Here is a 23,591-nt window from a genome sequence, read left to right on the forward strand (position 1 = left end):
GAGGAGCCCCGCGTGCGCACCACCGTCGCCATCCTGCTGACCCTGCTGGGCCTCGCCGCCCCGGCGCTCGCCGAGACACGACCGGCGATCGGCCTGGCGCTCTCCGGCGGCGGCGCGCGCGGCGCCGCCCATGTCGGCGTGCTGCGCGAGCTCGAACGCCGCCGCATCCCCATCGACTACATCGCCGGCACCTCGATGGGCGCGGTCGTCGGTGGACTCTATGCCATGGGGATGTCGCCCGACGAGATCGAGCGGACGATCGAGGACATCGACTGGACGGCGATCTTTCAGGACGAGCCGGCCCGTGCCACGCGACGGATGCAGCGCAAGCTCGAGGACCGGAGCTTTCTGATCAAGAGCCGACCCGGGGTCGACGAGGAGGCCGGGCGGGTCAACCTGGTACCGGCGCTGATCCAGGGCCAGCGGCTGGAACTGGCGCTGCGCGAGTATACCCTGCCGGCCACCGCGATTCACGACTTCGACCGTCTGCGCATCCCCTTCCGCGCCATCGCCACCGATGTCGTCAGCGGCGAGGCGGTGGTGCTCGGCGGCGGTGATCTGGCCACCGCGATCCGCGCCAGCATGGCCGTCCCCGCGGTGTTCGCCCCGGTCGAGGTCGGCGAGCGACTGCTGGTCGACGGCGGGTTGGCGATGAACCTGCCGATCGGAGTGGTGCGCGAGATGGGCGCCGAGATCGTCATTGCCGTCGACATCGGCGGCCCGCGCCGCGACCGCGAGTCGATCACCGACGTGCTGGAGATGCTCGATCAGGTCGCCAGCCTGGTGACCTGGCGCAACACCCAGGCCGAGATCGCCACCCTGGGTCCGCGCGACCTGCTGCTCACCCCGCCGCTCGGGCGCCGGGTGCTGGCCAGCGACTTCGACAAGATGCTCGAGGCGATCGCCATCGGCGAGCAGGCCGCGCGCGCCACCGGGGCGCCGCTCGACGCCCTCGCCCTGCCCGCGGCGCGCTATGCCGCCTACCGCCAAGCCCACCGCCGCGCCGACTACCAGGCGCCAGTGATCACTCGGCTCGGCATCGACAACGACTCCGGGCTCGACGACGCGGTGCTCGCCCGGCGCATCCAGGTCACCCCCGGCGAGCGGTTCGACCCCGAGACGCTCGCCGAACAGATCGAGCGGGTCTACGACCAGGACGTGTTCGAGACGGTGCGCTACCGCATCGAGCCCGAGCCGGGCGACGACGAGCGCGCCGCGCTGCACATCAGCGCGCGCGAGAAGCGCTGGGGCACCAGCTCGCTGCAGGGCGGGCTGGAGCTGAGTTCGAGCGGCGGCGGCAACTCCCGCTTCAACCTCGGCGCGGCCTATACCAAGGCCCCGCTCACCGATCTCAACGGCGAGTGGCGCACCGAGATCCGGCTCGGCGAGGAGCCGGGCATCCTCTCCAACCTCTATCTGCCGCTCGACCCCGCCGAGCGCTGGTTCGCCGGGCTGGGCGTCGGCTATCTCTCCGAGAGCCTGACCCTGTTCGACCCCAGCGCCCAGGACGCGCCGCTCGCCGAGTACCAGCTCAACCGGTTCGGCGCCAACGTCAAGCTCGGGCGCAATCTCGGCGACTGGGGCCGGATCGCGCTCGGCTACGCCCACTATCGCGGCGACGCCGACCTGCGCGTCGGCGATCCCGGCTTCGGCGGCTACAACTTCGACGTCGGCGCACTCGAGTTCAGGTTCGACATCGACACCCTCGACAGCGCTAACTTCCCCGCCAGCGGCTGGGCCGCGAGCGCCTTCGGCGAACACTCGCGCACCGCACTCGGCGCCACCAGCAACTACGACCAGGCCGGGATCGAGCTGGTGCACGCCCTGGGGCGCGGTCGTCACCGCCTGATCACCGCGCTGACCCTGGCCGGCAACTTCGGCGGCGAGACCCCGCTGCACGCCTACTACCGGCTCGGCGGCTTCCTCAACCTCTCCGGCTTCAACCAGCTCGAACTCTCCGGGGCCAACCTCGGGCTGGCGCGCGCGATCTATCTCCACGCCTTCGACACCGGGCTGGTGCCGACCTATGCCGGCGCCTCGCTCGAGGTCGGCAACACCTGGGCGCGGCGCGGCGACATCGGCGCCGACAGCCTGCGTCTGGGCAGCAGCCTGTTTCTCGGCGCCGACACCCCGATCGGCCCGCTCTATCTCGGCTACGGCTATGCCGACGGCGGCAACGACGCCCTCTATCTGTTCCTCGGTCGTCCCTGGAACCGGGCGCTGATCCACTAACCCTGGGGCGGCGCGGCGAAGTACAGCAGCGCGCGCAGCCCGGGCCGGTTGTCCTCGAGCACCACCCGCGCCCGATGCAGCTCGGCCACCGCCCGCACCAGACTCAGCCCCAGCCCGCTGCCCGGGGTCGAGCGGCTGTCGTCGGCGCGGAAGAAGCGGCGGAACACCGCCTCGCGCAGCGCCTCCGGGATGCCCGGCCCGTCGTCGGCGACACCGATGCAGGGGGCGCCATCGCGGGTGTCGAGACGGATCACGATGGCGCCCTCGGGCGGACCGTACTTGATGGCGTTGTCGACCAGATTGGCGAGCGCCTGGAACAGCAGGTCACGATCGCCGGCGAGCGTCGCCGGGACGGCGATCTCCAGGGTCAGGCGCTGACCGCGCTCGGCGGCCACCGGCTCGTAGAGCTCGCGCAGATCCTCCAGCAGCGCCGCCAGCGCCACCGGGGCGAAGGCCGCGCGGCGTCCGCCCGACTCGATCCGGGCGATGCGCAACAGCGCATTGAAGGTCGCCAGCAGCTCGTCGGCGTCGGCGATCGCGGTCTCGGCCAGCGCCCGCGCCGCCTCGGGGTCGTCGAGCGCGGCGGCGAGCAGCTCCAGCCGGGTGCGCAGCCGGGTCAGCGGGGTGCGCAGGTCGTGGGCGATGTTGTCCGAGACCTGCCGCACCCCGGCCATCAGCCCCTCGATACGATCGAGCATCTGGTTGAGGTTGCGCGCGAGCTGATCGAAATCGTCGTCGCTGCCGCCGAGCGGGATGCGCCGGGCCAGATCGCCGGCCATGATCTCGCGACTGGTGTGGTTGATCGCCTCGAGCCGGCGCACCACCCCGGCGCTCATCAGCCAGCCGCCGAGCAGCGCCAGCGCGGCGGTCATCGCCACCCCCCAGTAGAGCGCCCGCTCGATCAGGGTGCGCGTCGCCTCCAGCTCGCGGATGTCGCGCCCGACCAGCAGCCGCAGCCCGCCGCGCAGCCGAAACACCCGCGCCCGCGCGGCGTGCGCCGCACCGACATCATCGGGACCGCGCTCGCGCAGCCGGAAGCGCACCCAGCCCGACTCATCCGGGGTATCGGCCGGCCAGCGGTCGAGGTTGCCGAGGATCCACTGGCGCCGGGCATCGACCAGCAGATAGACGCTCGCCCCGCTGGGATCGCGACGGATGCGCTCCTCGATCAGTGTGCGCAGACCGGCCAGCCCGCGCTGGCGGTACTGCTCGGCCAGCCCCCGCACCTCGGCGGCGATGGTGGCGTCGGTCTGGCGGTCCATGTACCCGGCCGTCGACCAGTAGATGAAGCCGAGCAGGATCGCCGCCGAGGCGCAGGCGAGCAGGACGTGGAGCAACGCGAGGCGAAAGATCGAGCTGTGGAGGATACGCCCGACCCGGCGCCGCGCCCGCGACCAGGTCGCCTGCGCCAGACGCATCGGGCTCATGCGGCGCGGATCATGTAGCCGGCGCCGCGCACCGTGTGCAGCAACGGGGTCGGGAAGTCCTTGTCGATCTTCGCCCGCAGCCGGCTGACATGGACGTCGATGACATTGGTCTGGGGGTCGAAGTGATAGTCCCAGACATGCTCGAGCAGCATGGTCCGGGTCACCACCTGACCGGCATGGCGCAGCAGGTACTCGAGCAGGCGGAACTCGCGCGGCTGCAGCACGATCGCGCGTCCGCCACGGGTCACCTCGCGCGCGAGCAGGTCCATCTCCAGATCGCCCACCCGCAGCCGCGTCTCCGGCGCCTCGCCGCCACCGCGCCGCAACAGCGCCTCGAGCCGGGCGTGCAGCTCGGAGAAGGCGAAGGGCTTGGTCAGATAGTCATCGCCGCCGGCGCGCAGCCCCTCGACGCGGTCGTCGACCTCGCCGAGGGCGCTGAGGATCAGCGCCGGGGTGTGATCGTCGGCGGCGCGCAGGGTGCGCACGATCGCCAGTCCGTCGAGCCCGGGGAGCATGCGATCGACGATCAGCGCGTCATAGCCGCCGCCGGCCGCCTGCAGCAACCCCTCGCGACCATCATCGGCATGGTCGACCAGGGCGCCGATCTCGCCCAGCGCCTTGCGCAGATAATCGGCCATCTGCGCATCATCCTCGATCAGCAGGATCCGCATCCCCGCGCCCGCCGCTCAGTCGGCCACCGGCAGGGCGACGAACAGCGCCGCACCGTCACGCTCGAGGCGCACCACCACCGATTCGCGCCCGGCCTCGAGCGCGGTCTCCAGGGCCGCGCGCAGCGCCGCCGGCGAGTCGACCGGCGCGTTGCCGAACATCGAGATCAAGGCCCCGGGTCGCACCCCGGCACGCGCCGCAGGTCCTCCCGGCACCACCTCGCTCACCACCACCCCGGCACGCTCGGGGCCGATGCCGAGCTCGGCGCGCAGCTCCGGGCTCAGTGCCCGGACCCGCAGCCCCAGGTGCTCGAGTTCGAGCGGCGCGCCCGGCGCGGCCGTGGCCACCTGCGGGTTCGAGGCGGGCATCCGCCCGATCTCGACATCGAGGCGCTGGCGGCGCCCCTCGCGCCACACCTCCAGTTCGAGGGTGCTGCCCGCCGGGGTCGCCGCCACCAGCCGGGGCAGGTCGCGATAGTCCGTGATCGGCGTACCGCCGGCGCTGAGGATCAGGTCGCCGGCGCGCAGCGCGCTCGCCGCCGCCGGCGTACCCTCGAGCACCTCGGCCACCAGCACGCCATCGTCCGCCGCACGCCCAAGCGCGGCGGCCAACTCCGGGGTCACCGCCTGGATCCGCACCCCGAGCCAGCCGCGCTCGACATGACCCTTGTCACGCAGATCCTCGACCACTCGACGCACCATCTCGGCGGGGATGGCGAAGCCGATGCCGACGTTGCCGCCGGAGGGCGAGTAGATCGCGGTGTTGACCCCGATCACCCGGCCACTGGCATCGAACAGCGGACCGCCGGAGTTGCCGCGGTTGATCGCCGCGTCGATCTGCAGATAGTCGTCATAGGGGCCGGAGTGGATATCACGCCCGCGCGCCGAGATGATCCCGGCATTGACCGAGCCGCCGAGCCCGAAGGGGTTGCCCACCGCCAGCACCCAGTCGCCGACGCGCGCCTGCGCCGAATCGCCCAGCTCGACATGGGGCAGCGGCCCGTCGGTCTCGATCTTGAGCAGCGCCAGATCGGTCTTGTCGTCGCGTCCCACCACCCGGGCCTCGTGGCTGCTGCCGTCGTTGAGCACCACGGTGACCTCGGTGGCATCGTCGATGACATGATTGTTGGTGACGATATGACCCTCGGGGTCGATCAGGAAACCCGAGCCCTGACCGCGCACCCGGCGCGGCTGGGCGAGCCCGGGGGACTCGAAGAAGCGCCGGAAGAACTCCGGCACCGGCATCTCCTCGGGCCACTGCGGCAGCCCCTGCAGCCGCGTGCCGGTTTCGGCGACCACGGTGACGTTGACCACCGCCGGGACCACCCGCTCGGCGACATCGGCAAAGCTCGGCAGGCCCTGCACGGCGGCGGGGCCGGCCAGCGCCGGCGTCACGGCGAGCGTCGTCGCACCACCACCACCGAGCAGCGCCATGCTCAAGGCCACGGCGAGCGCGCCGCGTCTGATCGGGACCTGTGGATCGCTGATTGCACGCATACCTGTCGACTCCTCCTCAATACCGCTGCCGGCCCGTCCCGTAACAGGTACCGGGACCTCACCGACGAGACTGGATGGTTCGACGATGAGTATCGCCAGGGTCGGCTTGCCAGCGCCTTGCGACAAGATTAACGATCGTTAAGGAAGCAGCGCCCGGCCCCTCTTGAGGCCGCCCAGGGCGTGCCCTGGCGGCAAGAGGCGGGGACCGCCCGATGCCGACCACCCTTGCGTCGACGAGGTTTCGCACCAATCCTTGCACTGCACCCGGGACATGGGGACACAGCGCCCGGATCATGCTCACCGACACCAAAGGAGATCGCTTCACGATGAAGATCAGACCCGCCAGCCTGACCCTCGCCTCGGCCATTGCACTCGCCTCCGCCGGCCTCTCTCCGGTCGCGCTGGCCGAGCTGCGCGACGTGCCGGTGACCGGCGCCGCGGTCACCACCGAGCTGACCGGCACCGTCGAGGTGGTCAATCTCGACAAGCGCATGCTCACCATCCGCACCCCCGAGGGCGAGTTCGTGGTACTGCACGTCCCCGACGAGGTGACCCGGCTCGACGAGGTCAAGATCGGCAACACCCTCAACGTCAGCAAGACAGAGGCGGTGCTGATCGACCTGCAGAAGGGCTCGGACGCCGGCACCGTCGGCATGACCAAGGAGCGCGAGGTGGCGCGCGACCCGGGCGCCAAGCCCGCCGGCGCCATCGTCGACACCCTCACCCTCTACGGCAAGATCGAGGCGGTCGACCGCGAGGCCGCGACCGTCACCGTGCGCGGCCCCAACCGCACCCTGGTGTTCACCGTCGAGGACCAGGCGCTGCTCGATAGCGTCGCCCCGGGCGACGGGGTGGTGGCCACCTATATCACCGCCATCGACGGCTTCGTCACCTTCGAATGATCCCACAGCCGGGGCGCCGCCCCGGCCCCGAACTCAGCCAGCGCCCTGCTGCATCCGCTCCAGGGCGCTGAGGATCGCCGCCGAGTCGAGCTCACCGCCGTCGGCGGCGAGCAGCGTCTCGAGATGGGCGGCGACCTGCGCGGCCAGCGGCAGCTCGAGCCCCTGCTCGCGCGCACCCTCCTCGACCAGACGCATGTCCTTGCGGTGCAGCCGCGCCTTGAAGCCGGGGCGGTAGTCGCCGTCGAGCATGCGCTGGCCGTGCAGCTCGAGCACCCGACTGGCGGCGAAGCCGCCGAGCAGCGCCTCGCGCACCCGCGCCGCGTCCACCCCCGAGGCACGCGCCAGCAGCAGCGCCTCGGCCACCGCGGCGATGGTGCCGCCGACCACCACCTGATTGCACGCCTTGCACACCTGTCCGGCGCCATGCTCGCCGATATGGACGATGTTGGTGCCCAGCACCTCGAACAGCGGGCGCACCCGCGCGAACACCTCCGGGTCGCCGCCGACCATGATCGACAGCCGCCCCTCGCGCGCGCCGACGTCGCCCCCCGAGACCGGGGCGTCGAGCATCGCCACCCCGCGCCCGGCCAGCCGCGCGGCGATGGCGCGGGTGGCCGAGGCCGAGATGGTGCTCATGTCGACCACCACGCTCCCCGGTCGCGCCCCCTCGATCACCCCGTCGGGGCCGAGCAGTACCTGCTCGACATCCTCGGTGTCGGAGACGATGGTGAACACCACGTCGACCGTGCGCGCCAGCGCCGCCGGGCTCGCACAGACCCCGGCGCCGGCCTCGCGCAACGGCGCCAGCGCCGTCTCGCGCCGCGCATACACCGCCAGCCGGTGACCGGCGCGCAACAGGTTCAGCGCCATCGGCGCACCCATCAGGCCGAGGCCGATGAATCCAATCCGCTCTGTCATCTCTCAGGGATCTCCTCGGGGGGCGCCGGGTCGAGCAGCTCCAGCCAGTGCACCACCGCCACCGAGGCGCCGGCGGCGAGCTGGAGCTGGCAGCCGACGTTGGCGGTGGCGATGAGCGCGGGCCGGCCGCCCTCCAGGGCGCCGAGCTTGTTCTCCAGCAGGCGGCGCGAGAGCGCCGGCTGGGTGATCGAATAGGTCCCGGCCGAGCCGCAGCACAGGTGCGCCTCGGGCACCGGGACGAGGGTGAAGCCGAGACGCTCGAGCACGCCCTCGACCACGCCGTCGAGCCGCAGCACGTGCTGTTGGCTGCAGGGCGCGTGATAGGCCAGCCGCCGCCCGGCGCCGGGTCGGCCCAACGGGGTCAGATCGGTGGCGGCGAGCACCTCGGCCGGGTCGCGGGCGAGCGCGGCGACCCGCGCCGCCCGCCCGGCATAGTCCGGGTCGTCGGCCAACGCCTCACCGTACTCGCGCACCATGCTCGCACAACCGCTGGCGGTCACCAGGATCGCCTCGCAGCCGGCCTCGATCTCCGGCCACCAGGCGTCGATCGCCCGGCGCATCCGCGCCCGCCCGCCGGCCTGATCGTCGAGATGATACGCCAGCGCACCGCAACAGCCCGCCGCGGGCGCGCGCACCAGCTCGATGCCGAGACGCGCGAACACCCGCGCCGCGGCGGCGTTGGTGCGCGGGGTCGCGCCCCCCTGCACGCAACCATCGAGCACCAGCATCCGCCGCCCCAGGCCGCGCGAGGCCGGCGCCGCACCCGGCGCGACCCGCGGCGGGATCCGCGCGGCCAGTCGCGCCGGCAACAACGGGCGCGCCAGCCGCCCGAGGGCGAGCAGCGCGCGCACCCGCCCCGCCCCCGAGAGACCGAGCACCAACGCCCGCCGCAGCAGACGCTGGCGCCAGGGACGGCGCACCTGGGCGGCGACCAGTCCCCGCCCGATCTCGGCCAGCCGCGCATAACGCACCCCCGAGGGACAGGTGCGCTCGCAGGCGCGACAGCCGAGACAGCGATCGAGATGGCGCTGCACCACGGCGGTGGCCGGCGCGCCCTCCATCACCCGCTTGATCTGGTAGATGCGCCCGCGCGGCCCGTCGAGCTCGTCGCCGAGCAGCTGATAGGTCGGACAGGTGGCGGTACAGAAGCCGCAGTGGACGCAGGCGCGAAGGATGGCGTCGGCCTCGCGACCGGCGGCGGTGTCGAGCAGCTCGGGGAGCAGATCGGTACGCATGCGGACTCCGGGTCAAGGCGGCGACGCCCCGCTAGAACTCGGCATGGAAGCGCCCCGGATTGAGGATGCCGTGGGGATCGAAGGCCTGCTTGAGGTTGCGATGCAGGGCGAGCAGCGGCGGCGACAACGGGGTGAAGGGGGAGCGCATCGCCTCGCCGCCGCGGAAACAGGTCGCGTGCCCGCCGAGCCGCGCGGCCTCGGCGCGCACCACCTCCGCGGGGTGGGCCGCGCGCAGCCAGCGCTGCGCCCCACCCCACTCGATCAGCTGGGGGGCGTCGAGCGCCAGCGCCGGGGCGTGTGGCGGCAGCGAGAGCCGCCACAGCGGCGCGCCCGGCGCGGTGAAGAAGGGATGGCGCTGCTCACGGATCAGCGCGCCCCAGAAGTCCTCGGCCCGCCCCGGCTCGACGCGCTCGCCACCGATCCCGGCGGCGGCGGGCGCGAGCGCGCGCTCGGCCCCGGAGAGTCGCAGCCACAGCCGCTCGCCGTCGTGACAGCTCGCGCTCAGCGGCAACGGCCGACGCGCCAGCGCGCGCAGCCGGGCGAGCGCCTCGTCACCGTCGCAGTCGAGCACCTGGGTGCGCACCGCCTCGGGGCGCGGCAGCACCTTGAGGCTGATGTCGAGGAGGATGCCGAGGGTGCCGAAGGCGCCGGTCATCAGCCGGGCGATGTCGTAACCGGCGACGTTCTTCATCACCGCGCCGCCGAAGCGCAGCACCTCGCCGCGCCCGGTGAGCACCCGCGCGCCGAGCACCAGATCGCGCGCCGCCCCGGCATGGGGGCGCGCCGGCCCTGAGAGGCCACAGGCGATGGTGCCGCCGAGGGTGGCGCCGGGGCCGAAGTGCGGCGGCTCGAAGGGGAGACACTGCCCGGCCTCGGCGAGCGCCGTCTCGATCTCACGCAGCGGGGTGCCGGCGCGGGCGGTGAGGGTGAGTTCGCGCGGCTGGTGGTCGAGGATGCCGCGATGCCCGGCGAGCGCGAGCGGACGGCCCGCGCAGCGCCGACCGAGAAAGTCCTTGGTGCCGCCGCCACGCAGACACAGCGGCGTGGTGGCGGCGATCGCCGCAGTCACGCTAGCGCACAGCTCGGCGGTCAGGTCCTGGCTCATCCGGGGGCCTCGCGCATCCCTGGTCGTCGTCGCGACGAGCGACGATGGGATCGGGCGCGTTGACCGCACCCGATCGACGATGCCCCCTTAGATCAGGCCGGATTCACCGATCGCAATGCCAGGCGGATGATCTCCTCGGAGGTCTTGGCGCCGTCGTCGGCGGCGCGCGCCATGCGCGTCGCATCGGCCGGACGGAAGCCGAGCGCGACCAGGGCGCTGACCGCATCGGCGAGCGCCTGGTCGGTACCGGGAGCGCTCTCGCCCGCAGCCCCGGCGAGGGCCGGGGTGAGGGTCGCCTCGAGCCGATCGCGCATCTCCACCACCAGGCGCTGGGCGGTCTTCTTGCCGATCCCGGGGAGTTTGGTGAGGGCGGCGACGTCCTCGTACTCGACACACTGGGCGAAGCGCGCCGCGTCCATCCCCGAGAGGATCGCCAGCGCCATCCGCGCGCCCACCCCGGTGACCTTGAGCAGGTTGCGAAACAGTGCACGGTCCGACTCGCGGATGAAGCCGTAGAGCACCTGGGCGTCCTCGCGCACCGCCAGATGGGTGATCAGGGTGACCGTCTCGCCCACCGCCGGCAGCTCGTAGAAGGTCGACATCGGCGCCTCGAGTTCATAGCCGACGCCACCGACGTCGAGCATCAGCCGAGGCGGCTGCTTGTGGACCAGCTGTCCACGCAAACGTCCGATCATGGGTTCAGGGTCTCCAGTCGCGCCAGGAGGCGGCCATGCGCTTGCGCCCGGGGATGCCCATCGAGTGGGCGTGACAGAGCGCGATGGCGAGCGCGTCGGCCTCGTCCTCGCCGGGCGGGGTGTCCATGGTCAGCAGGATCTGCACCATGTGCTGGACCTGCGACTTCTGCGCCCCGCCGGTGCCGACCACCGCCAGCTTGACCGACTTGGGGCTGTATTCGTGCACCGACAGCTCGCCGCGCAGCGCCGCGCACAGCGCAGCACCGCGCGCCTGACCGAGCTTGAGCGCGGCGCTGGGGTCACGGGCGAAGATCAGCTGCTCGACGGCCAGCTCGTGCGGACGGTGATCGAGCACCAGCTGCTCGACCTCGTCGAAGATCAGCCGCAGCCGGTCCGGCCAGGGGGCCTTGTCGACGCGGATACAGCCACTGGCCACGCGGCGGCTGTGATGACCGTCGGTGTCGATGATGCCGTAGCCGGTGAAGCGCGAGCCCGGATCGATACCGAGGATACGGTGCGCCAGGCGTGGCGGGGCCGAGCGGGGGGCACGGGCCATCGCGTCAGCGCCCCCGGACGCGTGCCGGATCAGGCATCGAGCGCCGCCATGATCTCGTCGGCGATGTCGGCGTTGTGATAGACCTCCTGGACGTCGTCGAGGTCCTCGAGCGCGTCGATCATCTTCAACAGCTTCTCGGCGGTGTCGCGGTCGAGTTCGGCGGAGGTCGAGGCGTTGAAGGTGACCTCGGCGGCCTCGGTGTCGAAACCGGCGGCGATCAGCGCGTCCTTGACCTCGGAGAAGGCCTCGGGGGTGGTGATCACGTCGAGCGAGGTGTCGTCGTTGGTGACCACGTCATCGGCGCCGGCCTCGATCGCCGCCTCCATCACCGCATCCTCGTCGCTCCCGGGCTGGAAGCTGATGATCCCCTGCTTGGTGAACAGATAGGCCACCGAGCCGTCGGTGCCGAGGTTGCCGCCGTGCTTGGTGAAGGCGTGACGGACCTCGGAGGCGGTGCGGTTGCGGTTGTCGGACATGCAGTCGACCATCACCGCCACGCCGCCCGGGCCATAGCCCTCGTAGCGGATCTCCTCGTAGTTGTCGCCCTCGGTGCCGCCGGCGCCGCGCTTGATCGCACGCTCGACGGTGTCGCGCGGCATGTTGGCGCCGAAGGCCTTGTCCATCGCCAGACGCAGCCGCGGGTTGGCCGCCGGATCACCGCCCCCCTCACGCGCCGCGACCGTGACCTCGCGGATCAGTTTGGTCCAGATCTTGCCGCGACGCTTGTCCTGCGCGGCCTTGCGATGCTTGATATTGGCCCACTTACTATGACCTGCCATCGATTGGGTTGCTCCTGAAGCTGAATACTGGGCCGATATTCTAACATTCGGCGCCGATCGGACGTTAAGCGCCCCTCTGTGAGGCCCTGTTCGAGTGCCGCACGAAGAACGGGAATCACCCCGCCACACAGGCACGAATCGTGCACGATAAAAAATTTTTGACTTAGCTATACTCGGACGCGCAACCAGCTGGCCGCGGCCAGCGCGGCGGGGTCATGCGCCTCCGCTCGAGACATGGCTCACGACCTTGCGGGGTCGAGGCCCTGATCCGTTGCTTGCCGACAAAGAGAGCGAGGGCAATCAGATCCTTGCCACAGGATGACGTGATGCACGCACGCCGGAATCAGACAGACGACCCGTCGTCGTTCTCCCCTGCCGAGTCATTCCCAGCCCACGCTCCCATGCCTCATGCCCGTCTCTCGCCAGACGTGCGACTCAGCGCCAGGAAGGCCCCGCTCGTCACCGCAGCGGGTACACGTCATCTACTGCCGGACGACTGACGCACCGTCCGAAGGATGCCGGACCGGGTCTCCCCGGCCATTCCCAACAACGATAACGACAGCGAGAACGAAGATGTCGGGTTCCAGATCCTCGATGCGCGGCTTCACCCTGGTGGAGATGTCGCTGGTGCTGGTGGTGATCGGGCTGATCCTCGGCGCCGTATCCATCGGGCGCGACATGCAGCGCAGCGCCGAGTACGTGAAGATCAAGCAGAAGTTCGTCGACCAGTGGGTCTCGGCCTACAACAACCACTACTCGCGCACCGGGGTGGTGGTCGGCGACGACCAGACCGCGCCGCGCTATATGGTCAATGGCGCCAAGTACAATACCGACCCCGCCTCGGGCACCATCATTTCCGGCGAGAACATGTCCAGCGCCAGCAGCCCTGGACCGATTTGCAATGGAACCGCGCAAATCAGCGACGCCAATACGGAGACCGTCACCAGCTCGCTATTTCAAGAGATGCTGCGCCACGGCATCCAGCTCCCACCCGGTCGTGCCGAGGGCTTCGAGGATCGCTACGTCTATCTCGACACCAACGGCAACCCGCAGGAACTACGGGTGTGCTTCCAATGGAATGCGCCGGGCCAGGACGTCCCCTCCGGCAACGTCATGGTGATCTCCGGGCTGACCCCGGACCTGGCGCGTGCGCTCGATCAGATGATCGACGGCCAGGCCGATGCCTGTGAAGGCGTCTTTCGTCAAGAAGGGCTTACTGGCTGCGCCACGGATCGCACTCCGAGCAAGGAATGGCAGGGTAACAACACCTACGGCTATAGCGCCGAAGGAGCGCCCAGCGCAACCGAAGAAGGGGCACGCAAAGACGAAGACCAGATCATGACCCTGGTCGCCCACTACAAGATGAACCAGTGACGCGTCCCGGCGTACCTCGGTGGAGTAACGCAATGCAGCAGCGCACCCCCGCCGCCCGTCGCGCACAGGGCGGCTTCACCCTGGTCGAGCTGACCGTGGTGCTGGTGGTCATCGGCATGATCCTCGGCGGCATCGCCATCTCCAAGGACATCGTCCGCGAGGCCCAGTCGAAACGCATCTTCCAGTTCGTCAGCGGCTGGAAGCGCGCCTACGACATCCACTTCCAGCGCACCGGCGTGGTGGTCGGCGACAGCCAGATCGCCCCGACCTACATGGTCAGCGGCGCCGACGCCCGGCTCAACAACCGCTACGGCCAGGTCGCCGGTATCCCCGCCAACTACAGCCGCACCGGCCAGCGGCTGTGTCATGGGCAGGGCTACCCGGCCAACTCAGTCGGGCTCGGCGACCCCGCCGCACTCTCCGAGCAGAACCTCCACCACCTGATGGAGCGCGCCGGCATCGCCATGCCGGCCGGACGCGCCGAGGGGCAGGAGGACCGCTATCTCTACACCGACAGCAACGGCAACCCGGTGGAGCTGCAGATCTGCTTCCAGTGGAACCCCGACACCACCGCCAGCGGCTCGGGCAACGTGATGGTGCTGCGCGGGCTCACCCCGGATCTGGCGCGCAGCCTCGACCAGATGATCGACGGCGCGCCGGACGCGCGCGAGGGCCGCTTCCGCGAGCAGACCACCCTGAGCAACCATGCCCAGACCAATGTCCGCGAGCCCGGCTACGAATGGGGCGGCAACAACACCTTCCGTCGTGACAGCGGCCTCAACGCCACCGCCGAGGACATCGGCGAGAACCGTGACGAGGATGCGGTGATGCTGCTGACCGCGCACTGGCGGATGGACCAATGATCCGCGGCTCGATCAACGGCACCACCCAGGCCGCCTTCACCCTCGGCGCGGCCCTGCTGCTGGCAGCCGGCTCCTGGTACGCGAGCGACGCCCAGCAGCGACTGCAACAGGCCAGATACGATTACCAGAGCGCAAGCCAGACACTCTCCAGCGCCGCCGGCGGACTGGCCACGCTGGAGCGCTGGACGCAGGCGGCTGCCGGCTTCGAGCGCTGGCGCCCGATGATCGAGGCGCAGTCACTGCGCCGCGCCGACTGGAGCGAGCGCCAGTTGCGGGTGGAGAGCCGGATGCTCTCACGCCAGCAGGTCGACGCCTATCTGCTGAGCACCGCGCCCGACGCCGACGGCTTCTTCATCACCGACGCGCTGAGTATCCGCGCCAATGGTGGCGAGCCGGGGCTGTTCACCCAGGATCAGGACGACGACGGCCCCCAGGCGCTGCAGTTCACCCTGCTCGGCACCTACTACTCCCGCTAACCCCGACCAGGAGTCCGCCGTCATCAACTGGACCAAGGCAATCGATCTCGGTGGCCGCGCACTGCGCATCGCCGGCGATCGGGCACAGCCACTCGACCTCGACGCCCCGCCGACCGCCCCGCTGTGGCTGCTCACCGACTACCAGGGCGCCGCCTTCGGGGTGATGCTGGTCAACAGCCGGGTCGCCGACATCGCACCGATCATCGAGAAGCGCCTGCGAGATCAAGGCGAGATCGACGCCTATTCGCGGGTGATCGTCCATCAGCGCACCCGTCTGCGCGATGCCTACCGGGTGTTCTACACCGTGGTGCCGCTCGATGTCTGGACCCGCTACCAGAAGCGTGTCAAGACCAGCGACCAGCATCAGGTGCTGATCCCGCTGGGCGCGGCGATGCTCGCCTGGGCGCTGAGACGCGGGCGCGCGAGCCATCTGCTGGTGCTGCTCCAGCCCGACGACATCAGCTTCATGGTGGTGATCGACAAACAGGCGATGCTCGCCGAGCGCATGCCGGTGCTCGCCGGCTCCGACCCGACCCTGGTCGCCGAGCGGCTCTATCGCCAGCTCAACGACCAGGGCTTCGGTCGCGCCTATCCGCTGCCTCCCCACGCCACCCTGATCGGTCACGGCGAATTCACCGAGGAGACCGGGACGCGGCTGCTCGACGCGCTGCAGCGACGCTTCCCGGGGATGGACTGGGGCCGCCTGGGCGCCGCCTGCACCATCGATCACGACCCCGACTTCCAGAGCGCGCTGCCGGCGCTGCTCGAGACCAGCAGCGAGGCGATCGCCGATGCCACCCCGGCGCAGCGCGCGCAACTGTTGCTGCTGTCGCTGCTGCCGTGGATGGGGCTGAGCTTCCTGGTGCTGGCCGCGGCGCTCGCCTGGCAGGGGACGCGCTGGAGCGAGCAGGCGCGGACGCTCGAGCAACGGCTCGCCGAGCAGCGCATCGCCGTCGCCGACCTCGACGAGGTCGAGGCGCGACTGCAGCGCACCCACCAGGGCTCGATCGCCACCGCCGAGCAGGCCGCCGACGTGCTCGCGCTGCTCGAGCTGCAGTCGCTGCGCGATCGCGTCCCGCCGCTGCCGCGGCTGGTCCGCGATGTCCAGCGCAGCCTCCCCGAGGGGCTGGCACTGCAGGAGCTCTCGGTGGTGGTCGAGGACGGCGTGGCGATGGTGGTGCTCACCGGAAGCAGCGCGGCCTTCTACCCGACCATGGAGAAGGAGCGTCACCTGGTCGAGGCGCTCGGCCAGCGTGGCTATCGGGTCGTCGACCAGACGATCCAGGCCGGCAACAGCGGCGAGAACACCTTCAGCCTCGCCGCGATCTGGCGCGGCGCGCGCGGAGAGGACAGCGACGACACGCCGGCGACAACGGGGGCACGACCATGAACAAGCCCACCACCCGAGTCTTCATCGGGCTGATCGGCGCCGCGCTGGTGGCGGCGATCGTGCCGCACCTCGACCACTCGCGCCAGGCGTTCATCCAGCGCGGCTCGGCGCAGCAGCTCGCGCGCATGGAGCGTGAACTCGCCGCACACCTGCGACTGCTCGAGCAACTCGAGGCGCGGCTCGCCGCAACCGGCCTGACCCCGCCCCCGGCGGCGACCACGCAAGCCCTGCTGGCGAGCCCGGGGTCGCGATCGCAGCCCCCGGCGCCACGGCTCGGCGACAGCGCCACCCTCGCCGCCGCGGGCACCAGCGAGCGCTCCAGGCTACTGACGAGCGAGACCACCGCACGCCCCGCCAGCCGCACCATGACGCCGCCACTGCCCGAGGATGTCGAGCCCTGGTGGCTGGACTACGAGGTCGGGCTGATCTACGCCGCGCGACACAACAGCCATGCACTGGTCAATGGCCGGCTGCTCGCCCCGGGCGAGGCGGTCGACGCGCGGGTGCGGCTCGTCGCCATCGAGTCGGCGGCGGTGTGGCTCGATCGCGACGGCCAGCGCCGGCGCATCGAGCTGCGCCTGGCCGAGGAGATGCTGACCCGCCCGGCGATCGCGCCGGACGCGGAGGTGCGATGATCGACCGGCCACCGCGCCGCCCGATCCGGGGGCGCGCATGAACAGCACCTATCAGTGGTCCCGACTGGCACTGGCGATCGTGCTCGGTGTGGCCACCGGCCTCGCGCTGTGGTGGATCTTCACCCCACCGCGCGACCTCGAGGCGCTCGAGGCGCTCCATCGCGCACCGCCACCGGCGATCGCGGTGGTGCCGCCGCGCGCGCCCGAGACGGTGGTGAGGCGGATCCCTGAACCACCCCCGCCGCCGCCCCTGCCCGAGGACGCGCCGCCGCAGCTCGAGGCGCTGATGGCGCGCTATCGCGCGCTCAGCGACGCCGGGCGCCAGGCACAGCAGACCCAGCAACAGGCGGCCAGTCTCGCGGCCGACCCGGCGATCGGACAGCCGAGCACGACGACGAGCACACCGCCTGCCACCGCGCGCCCCGCAACGCCGGACGATGACACCGAGACACGGGTGGCGAGGCTGCGCGACGAACTCATCGCCTACAGTCAGCGCGGACTCTCGGGCGAGCCCCCGGCGCTCGGCGAGCTCGCCGGGATGATCGAGGCGCTCGACGACGGTCTGCGCGAGCGGGGGCGCGACAGCGTGCTCGACCTCGCGGCGCTGGCCGGGATACTGCGCACCTCCGAGCGCATGGTCGAGCTCAACGGACTGATCCAACGCGAGGCGGCCCGCGGCGAGCAGGCCGACATCGCGCGGCTGCGCCAGTACACCAGCGAGCTCGAATCCCTGGCCCCACAGCTCAACCGCCCGGTGGTCGATCTCTCCTCGCTACGGAGCCGGGACCATGACTAGCCCGCACCGCAACCGCGGTCTCTCCACCCTGGAGATGGCCTTCGTGCTGGTGATCACCGGGCTGCTGGTGGCGATCAGCGTCGGGCGCGCCTCGCTGCCGAGCTATCCGCGCGACGGCAGCGACGCCCAGGCGCTCGCCGCGCTGCAGCGCGAGGTCTTCGACGCCGTGCTTGAATACGCGCGGCGCTATCACCGCCTGCCCTGCGCCGATGGCAACATCGGCGCAGGGCTCGACCCCGACGGGCGCGAGGGCGCGGGCGAGCTCGGTTGCGGCGACGTCTCCGCCAACCGGCTCGGCCATGTCCCCTTCCGCACCCTCGGGCTGGATGCCCCCAGCGCCGATGAGACCCGGCTCTACACCCGACTGCGTTACGCCGTCTATCGCAGTGGCGCGGTCGACCTGACCAGCGCCCAGCCGCCGTCGTGGCAACAGGACGCCGCCCCGCGCATGCTCCCCGGCGACGGCCCCTATGCCGGACGCGGCGCCTTCCTGCGCGCACTGCGCCTCGCCGCCGCCCAGCCGCGCGACGACACCAACCCCTACCTGACCGGTGACGACGGCCCGCTGGGCACGCTCGACTGTGTCGGCAACAAGCGGCCCAACGTCGCCTTCCTGGTGCTCAGCGCCGGGACGCGCGACGCCGACCTCGACGGTGATCTGTTCGACGGCCCGCACACCCCGCTGACCATCAACTCGCGCTGCTTCGCCGCCCCCGGCACCCCGACGACCGAACACTATGACGACACCGTGATCGCGATCGGCTTCGACCGGCTGGCCGGCGAGCTGCTGACGGTGGGGCGTCGCTGACCCGGTCCAAGAGACCCCGCAACGAATCGTTCTGCCCTGGAAAACCATGCACATGATCAACAACACGGCGCCCCTGATCGCCCTCGCGCTCATCCTCCTCACCGGCTGCTCCGGGCCGGCCAAGGTCGACCTCGACCGCACCGTCGACATCGACGAGGAGTCCCAGCGCGCGCTGCAGGAGCGCCTGGTGGCCGAGTCGCGCAAGCTCAGCACCTTGCAGCGTGCGCTGCAGGAGCGGGTCGAGGAGCGCTCGGTCGCCCCGCCGCCGCAACCGATCGCACCGCGCTACAACCCGCTCGACGCCATCCGCGTGACCCTGGTGGTCGAGGACACCGACGCGCGCAGCATCCTCCAGGCGGTGGCGCGCCAGGCCGAGCTCAGCCTAGCGCTGCCCGACTCGCTCGGCAGCCAGCCGCGCTATCTCACCCTGGAGCTGCGCGACATGCCCGCCTCCAAGGTGCTGCAGGTGGTGCTCGACAAGATCGACATGTCGGCGCGGGTCAACGACCGCTTGATCGAGGTCTACGAGCACGAGAGCCGGGTGTTCCACCTCGGCTTCCTGCAGACCGTCTCGACGGCCAGCTTCAACGCCGGCGGCGACGTCTTCGGCGCCAGCGCCATGAACGACATCGGCAGCAGCAGCAACAGCGGCAGCAGCGGCTCCTCGGGGATCACCAGCAGCTTCCAGCTCGACGGGCGCAATACCAACACCGCCGACCCCTACGACCAGATCGAGGCGATGCTCGGGGTGATCCTCGGCACCACCCCCGGCGTCGTCGACCCGGCCACCGCCCAGGGGTCGAACTACACCCTCAACCGCAACACCGGGGTGCTCTTCGTCCGCGCCCGCCCCTCACAGCTCGAGGCCATCGACGACCTGATCTCGCGCTACAAGCGGGTGATGCAGCGTCAGGTGCTGATCGAGGCGCAGCTGATCGATGTCGAACTCAGCGACAAGTTCCGCTTCGGCGTCAACTGGTCGCAGCTCGAGAGCAACATCGCCGCGCTCTACGGCCCCGAGGCCATCGGGCTCGGCTCGATCGACTCGGCCCTGCCCAACGAGGGCGGCATCGGACGCGCCATCACCATCCCCGGCACCAGCATCGGCGACAGCGGCAACCCGGGGCTGGGACTGGTCGCCGGCAACGACAACTACAGCGTCGCGGTCAACCTGCTGCGCACCTTCGGCAACGTCCACGTGCTCTCCAACCCCTCGCTGCGGGTCAAGAACACCCAGCCGGCACTGGTCAGCGTCGGCAGCAACTCGAGCTTCCTCAAGGAGGTCTCGCGCACCTCGCTGGGCACCGCCGACAACCCCGAGAGCACCTGGGAGACCAAGACCGGCAACGTCTTCGACGGCGTACTGCTCGGGGTCATCCCCTTCATCGCCGACGACGGCACCATCAGCCTGGTGATCAACCCGATGCAGACCCAGGTCGAGCCGGGCAGCACCGACCCCGTCGACATCGGCAACGACCAGTCGATCTCGCTGCCCAAGGTCAGCTTCAAGGGCATGACCACCTCGCTGAACATGCGCGACGGCGACCTGGTGATCCTCGGCGGCATGATCAGCGAGACCGGCAGCCGCTCGAAGGACGGCATCCCGCCGTTCACCGAGATCCCCGGGGTCGAGTATCTGTTCGGCGGGCGCGGTCACTCCACCACCGCCCGCGAGCTGGTCATCGCGCTGCGCGTCACCCTGCTGTGAGCCTGATCTTCACCAGTCTGCGCGCACGCGAGGCCCCGCACCTGAGCGCCCTGGGCGATACCGCACGGCGCCGACACGGCTGGCCGCTCGGCATCGCCGGCGGAGCGCTGGTCGGCGCCGGCGTACTGCTGTGGCCACTGGCCGGCAGCCAACCGACAGGCCCCGAGCCACCGCCGTCACTGGCGATCGCGACCCCGGCGCCGGCACCGTCGACGGAGACGCACGCGTCGCGCGGACCGTCCCCCGCGCCCCCGGCGGCGCCCGAGCCGACGCCGGCGATCGACTCCGTGCCGACGCCGGACAGCGGGACGATCGAGTCACCGCTGTTCGACGCGCCCGATCCGGCGCTGCTGGCGATGCGCCAGATCGCCGCCGACTTCGCGCGCGCCTGCGCGGCCGATCGGCTCGACGAGGCCGACCAGCTGCTCGCCCAGGCCGAGGCGATGATCGGCCCGGACAGCCTGGCGGTGGTGCGCATGCGCGCCTTCCTGCAGCTGCGCCGCGGCGAGCTGGAGGCCGCGCGTCAGGCCTACCAGGAGGTGCTCGGCTACGACGCCGACGACCTCGAGGCCAACCTCAACCTCGCCGCCATCGACTGGCGCGAGGGCGCGCTCGCCGAGGCGAGACAGCGGGTCGCGCGTCTCTACAGCCGCCACCCGAACAACCCCGATGTCAGACAGCACCACGATGCCTACAGCCACTGAGCGCGATACCGTCCCCGGCGGCGCGCCGCCCTATCTCGACGAGCTGGGACTGAGTCGCGACCCCTTCCCGGTGACGCCGACCGAGACCCGCTTCTTCCCCAGCCGGCGGACCTATCAGGGCTATCGCGAGCTGCTGCACCTGATCGAGCGACGCAAGGGCTTCATGCTGGTCACCGGCGAGGTCGGGATCGGCAAGACCACACTGATGCGGCGGCTGATGCGCGAGCTCGAGGCCGCCGGCGAGCGGGTCGCGCTGATCCTCCACGGCGTCCCCCAGGAGCGCGAGCTGATCGCCGCGATCCACCGCGGCTTCGGGCTCGCCGAGCTGCCGCCGCCGCAGCTCGGTATCCAGCCCTACTTCGAGGCCCTGCACCACTTCTTCCGCGCCGAGCAGGCGGCCGGGCGCAACTGCGTGCTGATCCTCGACGACGCCCAGAACCTCGACGCCGCGACCCTCGAGCTGGTGCGCCAGCTCTCCAACCTCGAGACCAGCGACACCAAGCTGGTGCAGGTGGTACTGGTCGCCCAGCCCGAGATCCTCGGCCTGCTCGGACGCTTCGAGATGCGACCGCTCAACAGCCGCATCACCCTGCACGTCCATCTCGCCCCGCTCAGCCGCGCCGAGACCCGGGGCTATGTGCTCAATCGGCTCGATCAGGCCGGCGCGGCCCAGCGCATCGGTCTCGATCGCGCGGCGCTGCGCCTGCTGCACCGGGCCAGCGGTGGTCTGCCCAGACGCATCAACCTGATCATGGATCGCTGTCTCTACGGTCTGCTCCACCAGCCGCGTCTGCGCATCGACCAACGACTGATGCGGCTGGCCGTCGCCGAGGCCGATACCGGGCTGCGGACCCTGCCGACGCACACCACCAGCGCGCCGCGCTGGCGTCTCGCGCTGCTGCTGACACTGCTGCTCGCCGCGCTCGTCAGCCTCGGCTGGAGCCGTCAGCAACAACTCCGTCCCTGGCTGGAGACACAGCTCGCGGCGCTCGGCGCGCACCTGCCCAGCGCAGACACCGAGGCGACGGCGCAACAGGGCGCCTCGACCGACGCGAGACCGACGGCCGACGCCGACGCCCCAATTAGCATGCGCGAACCTCCGACCAGCCCCGCCGACAGCGGCGCACCGCCGAGCGCGCCCGCCGTCGCCGGCGCGACGGGCGCCGACCTCGCGACCCTGATGGCCGCCTACCCGAGGCTGTTCGGTCTCGACAACGGCGCCACCGATGAGCCTGACGACGGGGCGATGTGGGTCGCTTGGCGCAGCCGCGAGACGATCACCGAGAACTGTCAGGGACGGCCCGCGCTCGATCTCGGCGAGGGCGAGCGGCTGTCCTTCTATCGCACCGCGATTGCCGCCACCCAGCCGACCTTCGGCGAGCGCTCGCACGCCGCGCGCCTGCTCCAGGAGCGGCTCGCCGCGCTCGGCCACCTCGCGCCCGACGCCGTCGACGGCATCATGGGCAGCTCGACCCTGGCGGCGCTGCGCGCCTTCCAGGCCGCGCAGGGCCTGGCCGCGAGCGGGGTGGTCGATCCGCCGACCCGGTACCGGCTGAGCTGTCCCTCACCCTGAGTCGCGCCATGCACTATTTCCTCTATCGCTATGCCGACGACCTCGGCCGCCCCGGATGGCGGCTGGAGAAGTTCCAGTTCAGCGACACCCTGACCGCGCGCGCGATGATCGAGCAGCGTCACGACGACACCGTGCTGCGGCTGTGGCGCCTGCCCGGGCCGGCCAGCGGACTGATCGACCTGATGATCGGCCTGACCCGCCGCCCGGTGCCCACCGAGGTGCTCGCCGAGTTCCTCCACAACCTCGGGGTGATGCTGCGCTGCGGCCTGCCGATCGACCAGGCGCTGGTCGAGCTGCGCGAGGAGAACCGACGCAGCCCGATGGCGCGGGTGATCAACGAACTCCACATCGGGGTCAGCGGCGGCAGCGCGCTGAGCGCGGTGATGGAGCGCCATCGCGAGATCATCCCCGGCACCGTGCTGTCGCTGATCGCCATCGGCGAGCAGTCGGGCAACCTCGACCGGGTGCTGCTCGACGGCGCGGCGCACCTCAACCGGGTGCGCGGCATCCGTCAGGACGTGCAGAAGGCGCTGATCTATCCGGTCTTCGTCACCCTGGTGGTGCTGCTCGCGGCGCTGTTCTGGATCGACTACGTGCTGCCCAACATCCAGCAGATGTTCCTGCAGATGAACGCCCATCTGCCACCACTGACGATCAAGGCGATGGCGGTCGCCGGCTGGCTGCAGCGGCTGATCGAGGACTGGTTCTGGGCGCTGCTCGCGGGCCTGGCGCTGGCCATCCTGCTCATCACCCGCACCACCTGGCTGCGCCAGCGGCTCTACGCGCTGCTGTGGCGGTTGCCGATCTCGGGGCGGCTGATCCGCGACTCGGCGCTGGCCTTCATGACCGAATACCTGAGCCTGCTGATCCGCGCCGGGGTCAACCTCAGCGAGGCGCTGGCGGTGCTCGAGGAGGCGATGCGCAACCCGCACTATCGCGGCCACCTGCAGCGGGTACGCGAGGGCATCCGCAACGGCAGCCGGCTCAGCGACGAACTCCAGGCTACCGGCGTCTTCCCGCGGCTGATGATCCGTCTGGTGAGCGTCGGCGAGCAGTCGGGCAACCTCGACGAGCAGCTCGACTATCTCGCCGTCGAGTACCGCCGCCGGCTGCATCACACCGTCGACTCCCTGGCCGAGATCCTCAAGCCGCTGATGATCTCGATCGCCGGCGTCTTCTTCATCTTCGTGGTGGCCGTGTTCCTGCTCCCGGTCTACCAGTTGATCTCGCAGACCACCATGTACTGAGTC

22 protein-coding genes are annotated in these 23,591 nt (G+C 70.9%); 13 read left to right on the forward strand and 9 right to left on the reverse strand.

The window, feature by feature from the left end; all coding sequences use genetic code 11:
* The first annotated feature begins 12 nt into the window (after positions 1 to 12).
* Positions 13 to 2,232 carry a patatin-like phospholipase family protein gene (locus tag ACAM26_RS00870; protein WP_369612944.1) on the forward strand — a complete coding sequence of 740 codons (2,220 nt, stop codon included), beginning with the start codon at positions 13 to 15 and terminating at the stop codon, positions 2,230 to 2,232.
* Here ACAM26_RS00870 and ACAM26_RS00875 read toward each other — a convergent pair.
* From ACAM26_RS00875 to ACAM26_RS00885, 3 genes are read right to left on the reverse strand one after another with little or no spacing between them, the layout of a single operon-like run.
* Positions 2,229 to 3,659, reverse strand: coding sequence for an ATP-binding protein (locus ACAM26_RS00875; RefSeq protein ID WP_369612945.1), 1,431 nt, complete (start codon positions 3,657 to 3,659; stop codon positions 2,229 to 2,231). The two genes, ACAM26_RS00870 and ACAM26_RS00875, sit on opposite strands and share 4 nt — an antisense overlap.
* Positions 3,656 to 4,330 carry a response regulator transcription factor gene (locus ACAM26_RS00880; protein ID WP_062272425.1) on the reverse strand — a complete coding sequence of 225 codons (675 nt, stop codon included), beginning with the start codon at positions 4,328 to 4,330 and terminating at the stop codon, positions 3,656 to 3,658. Before ACAM26_RS00880 ends, ACAM26_RS00875 begins: the two co-directional genes overlap by 4 nt.
* A 15-nt stretch (positions 4,331 to 4,345) precedes the next feature.
* A complete protein-coding gene (locus ACAM26_RS00885) occupies positions 4,346 to 5,824 on the reverse strand; it encodes a Do family serine endopeptidase (RefSeq protein WP_369612946.1) in 1,479 nt (492 codons plus the stop codon).
* Positions 5,825 to 6,150: 326 nt separating this feature from the next.
* On the opposite strand from ACAM26_RS00885, the gene ACAM26_RS00890 reads away from it, so the two are divergent.
* Positions 6,151 to 6,726: a copper-binding protein gene (locus tag ACAM26_RS00890; RefSeq protein WP_005221183.1), complete on the forward strand. Its 576-nt coding sequence runs from the start codon at positions 6,151 to 6,153 to the stop codon at positions 6,724 to 6,726.
* A 33-nt stretch (positions 6,727 to 6,759) separates the two neighbouring features.
* On the opposite strand, the gene ACAM26_RS00895 is transcribed toward ACAM26_RS00890, so the two are convergent.
* From ACAM26_RS00895 to ACAM26_RS00920, 6 genes are all read right to left on the reverse strand, one after another.
* Entirely contained in the window at positions 6,760 to 7,644 is an 885-nt protein-coding gene (locus tag ACAM26_RS00895) for an NAD(P)-dependent oxidoreductase (protein WP_369612947.1), read from the reverse strand.
* Complete coding sequence (gene glcF / locus ACAM26_RS00900) at positions 7,641 to 8,879, reverse strand: glycolate oxidase subunit GlcF (protein ID WP_369612948.1); 1,239 nt, start codon at positions 8,877 to 8,879, stop codon at positions 7,641 to 7,643. Before glcF ends, ACAM26_RS00895 begins: the two co-directional genes overlap by 4 nt.
* 31 nt (positions 8,880 to 8,910) lie before the next feature.
* Positions 8,911 to 9,984, reverse strand: a complete 1,074-nt coding sequence (glcE, locus tag ACAM26_RS00905) for a glycolate oxidase subunit GlcE (protein WP_369612949.1) — start codon at positions 9,982 to 9,984, stop codon at positions 8,911 to 8,913.
* Positions 9,985 to 10,076: 92 nt separating this feature from the next.
* A complete protein-coding gene (gene ruvA, locus ACAM26_RS00910; RefSeq protein ID WP_123142029.1) occupies positions 10,077 to 10,679 on the reverse strand; it encodes a Holliday junction branch migration protein RuvA in 603 nt (200 codons plus the stop codon).
* Positions 10,680 to 10,683: 4 nt separating this feature from the next.
* Positions 10,684 to 11,235: a crossover junction endodeoxyribonuclease RuvC gene (ruvC, locus tag ACAM26_RS00915; protein ID WP_123139986.1), complete on the reverse strand. Its 552-nt coding sequence runs from the start codon at positions 11,233 to 11,235 to the stop codon at positions 10,684 to 10,686.
* A 29-nt stretch (positions 11,236 to 11,264) separates the two neighbouring features.
* Positions 11,265 to 12,014, reverse strand: a complete 750-nt coding sequence (locus tag ACAM26_RS00920; protein ID WP_123139987.1) for a YebC/PmpR family DNA-binding transcriptional regulator — start codon at positions 12,012 to 12,014, stop codon at positions 11,265 to 11,267.
* Positions 12,015 to 12,608: 594 nt separating this feature from the next.
* On the opposite strand from ACAM26_RS00920, the gene ACAM26_RS00925 reads away from it, so the two are divergent.
* The 11 genes from ACAM26_RS00925 to ACAM26_RS00975 are packed head-to-tail and all read left to right on the forward strand — an operon-like array spanning position 12,609 to position 23,588.
* Positions 12,609 to 13,388 carry a type II secretion system protein gene (locus tag ACAM26_RS00925; protein WP_255419358.1) on the forward strand — a complete coding sequence of 260 codons (780 nt, stop codon included), beginning with the start codon at positions 12,609 to 12,611 and terminating at the stop codon, positions 13,386 to 13,388.
* Positions 13,389 to 13,420: 32 nt separating this feature from the next.
* Positions 13,421 to 14,251, forward strand: a complete 831-nt coding sequence (locus ACAM26_RS00930) for a prepilin-type N-terminal cleavage/methylation domain-containing protein (protein ID WP_123139989.1) — start codon at positions 13,421 to 13,423, stop codon at positions 14,249 to 14,251.
* Positions 14,248 to 14,727 carry a hypothetical protein gene (locus ACAM26_RS00935; RefSeq protein ID WP_123139990.1) on the forward strand — a complete coding sequence of 160 codons (480 nt, stop codon included), beginning with the start codon at positions 14,248 to 14,250 and terminating at the stop codon, positions 14,725 to 14,727. Before ACAM26_RS00930 ends, ACAM26_RS00935 begins: the two co-directional genes overlap by 4 nt.
* On the forward strand, positions 14,633 to 16,117 hold the full coding sequence (locus tag ACAM26_RS00940; RefSeq protein ID WP_148040506.1) for a hypothetical protein: 1,485 nt from the start codon (positions 14,633 to 14,635) through the stop codon (positions 16,115 to 16,117). The genes ACAM26_RS00935 and ACAM26_RS00940 overlap by 95 nt, the downstream gene beginning before the upstream one ends.
* A complete protein-coding gene (locus ACAM26_RS00945) occupies positions 16,114 to 16,752 on the forward strand; it encodes a hypothetical protein (RefSeq protein WP_123142026.1) in 639 nt (212 codons plus the stop codon). Before ACAM26_RS00940 ends, ACAM26_RS00945 begins: the two co-directional genes overlap by 4 nt.
* A 37-nt stretch (positions 16,753 to 16,789) precedes the next feature.
* Complete coding sequence (locus tag ACAM26_RS00950; protein WP_123142025.1) at positions 16,790 to 17,548, forward strand: hypothetical protein; 759 nt, start codon at positions 16,790 to 16,792, stop codon at positions 17,546 to 17,548.
* Positions 17,541 to 18,356, forward strand: a complete 816-nt coding sequence (locus tag ACAM26_RS00955) for a Tfp pilus assembly protein FimT/FimU (RefSeq protein WP_132228610.1) — start codon at positions 17,541 to 17,543, stop codon at positions 18,354 to 18,356. The genes ACAM26_RS00950 and ACAM26_RS00955 overlap by 8 nt, the downstream gene beginning before the upstream one ends.
* A 52-nt stretch (positions 18,357 to 18,408) precedes the next feature.
* Complete coding sequence (gene mshL, locus ACAM26_RS00960; protein WP_190287895.1) at positions 18,409 to 20,064, forward strand: pilus (MSHA type) biogenesis protein MshL; 1,656 nt, start codon at positions 18,409 to 18,411, stop codon at positions 20,062 to 20,064.
* On the forward strand, positions 20,061 to 20,768 hold the full coding sequence (locus ACAM26_RS00965; protein ID WP_369612950.1) for a tetratricopeptide repeat protein: 708 nt from the start codon (positions 20,061 to 20,063) through the stop codon (positions 20,766 to 20,768). Before mshL ends, ACAM26_RS00965 begins: the two co-directional genes overlap by 4 nt.
* Entirely contained in the window at positions 20,752 to 22,341 is a 1,590-nt protein-coding gene (locus ACAM26_RS00970; RefSeq protein ID WP_369612951.1) for an AAA family ATPase, read from the forward strand. Before ACAM26_RS00965 ends, ACAM26_RS00970 begins: the two co-directional genes overlap by 17 nt.
* An 8-nt stretch (positions 22,342 to 22,349) precedes the next feature.
* A complete protein-coding gene (locus ACAM26_RS00975) occupies positions 22,350 to 23,588 on the forward strand; it encodes a type II secretion system F family protein (RefSeq protein WP_123142022.1) in 1,239 nt (412 codons plus the stop codon).
* The last annotated feature ends 3 nt before the right edge of the window (positions 23,589 to 23,591 follow it).

The organism is Marichromatium sp. PS1, assembly GCF_041155115.1.
Taxonomy (GTDB): Bacteria; Pseudomonadota; Gammaproteobacteria; order Chromatiales; family Chromatiaceae; genus Marichromatium; species Marichromatium gracile.

Excerpts from the sequence above, each read along its gene's own strand:
- ACAM26_RS00875 (WP_369612945.1), bottom strand. The coding sequence starts at position 3,659 with ATGAGCCCGATGCGTCTGGCGCAGGCGACCTGGTCGCGGGCGCGGCGC.
- ACAM26_RS00880 (WP_062272425.1), bottom strand. The coding sequence starts at position 4,330 with ATGCGGATCCTGCTGATCGAGGATGATGCGCAGATGGCCGATTATCTG.
- ACAM26_RS00885 (WP_369612946.1), bottom strand. The coding sequence starts at position 5,824 with ATGCGTGCAATCAGCGATCCACAGGTCCCGATCAGACGCGGCGCGCTC.
- ACAM26_RS00890 (WP_005221183.1), top strand. The coding sequence starts at position 6,151 with ATGAAGATCAGACCCGCCAGCCTGACCCTCGCCTCGGCCATTGCACTC.
- ACAM26_RS00895 (WP_369612947.1), bottom strand. The coding sequence starts at position 7,644 with ATGACAGAGCGGATTGGATTCATCGGCCTCGGCCTGATGGGTGCGCCG.
- glcF (WP_369612948.1), bottom strand. The coding sequence starts at position 8,879 with ATGCGTACCGATCTGCTCCCCGAGCTGCTCGACACCGCCGCCGGTCGC.
- glcE (WP_369612949.1), bottom strand. The coding sequence starts at position 9,984 with ATGAGCCAGGACCTGACCGCCGAGCTGTGCGCTAGCGTGACTGCGGCG.
- ruvA (WP_123142029.1), bottom strand. The coding sequence starts at position 10,679 with ATGATCGGACGTTTGCGTGGACAGCTGGTCCACAAGCAGCCGCCTCGG.
- ruvC (WP_123139986.1), bottom strand. The coding sequence starts at position 11,235 with ATGGCCCGTGCCCCCCGCTCGGCCCCGCCACGCCTGGCGCACCGTATC.
- ACAM26_RS00920 (WP_123139987.1), bottom strand. The coding sequence starts at position 12,014 with ATGGCAGGTCATAGTAAGTGGGCCAATATCAAGCATCGCAAGGCCGCG.
- ACAM26_RS00925 (WP_255419358.1), top strand. The coding sequence starts at position 12,609 with ATGCGCGGCTTCACCCTGGTGGAGATGTCGCTGGTGCTGGTGGTGATC.
- ACAM26_RS00930 (WP_123139989.1), top strand. The coding sequence starts at position 13,421 with ATGCAGCAGCGCACCCCCGCCGCCCGTCGCGCACAGGGCGGCTTCACC.
- ACAM26_RS00935 (WP_123139990.1), top strand. The coding sequence starts at position 14,248 with ATGATCCGCGGCTCGATCAACGGCACCACCCAGGCCGCCTTCACCCTC.
- ACAM26_RS00940 (WP_148040506.1), top strand. The coding sequence starts at position 14,633 with ATGGTGGCGAGCCGGGGCTGTTCACCCAGGATCAGGACGACGACGGCC.
- ACAM26_RS00945 (WP_123142026.1), top strand. The coding sequence starts at position 16,114 with ATGAACAAGCCCACCACCCGAGTCTTCATCGGGCTGATCGGCGCCGCG.
- ACAM26_RS00950 (WP_123142025.1), top strand. The coding sequence starts at position 16,790 with ATGAACAGCACCTATCAGTGGTCCCGACTGGCACTGGCGATCGTGCTC.
- ACAM26_RS00955 (WP_132228610.1), top strand. The coding sequence starts at position 17,541 with ATGACTAGCCCGCACCGCAACCGCGGTCTCTCCACCCTGGAGATGGCC.
- mshL (WP_190287895.1), top strand. The coding sequence starts at position 18,409 with ATGATCAACAACACGGCGCCCCTGATCGCCCTCGCGCTCATCCTCCTC.
- ACAM26_RS00970 (WP_369612951.1), top strand. The coding sequence starts at position 20,752 with ATGCCTACAGCCACTGAGCGCGATACCGTCCCCGGCGGCGCGCCGCCC.
- ACAM26_RS00975 (WP_123142022.1), top strand. The coding sequence starts at position 22,350 with ATGCACTATTTCCTCTATCGCTATGCCGACGACCTCGGCCGCCCCGGA.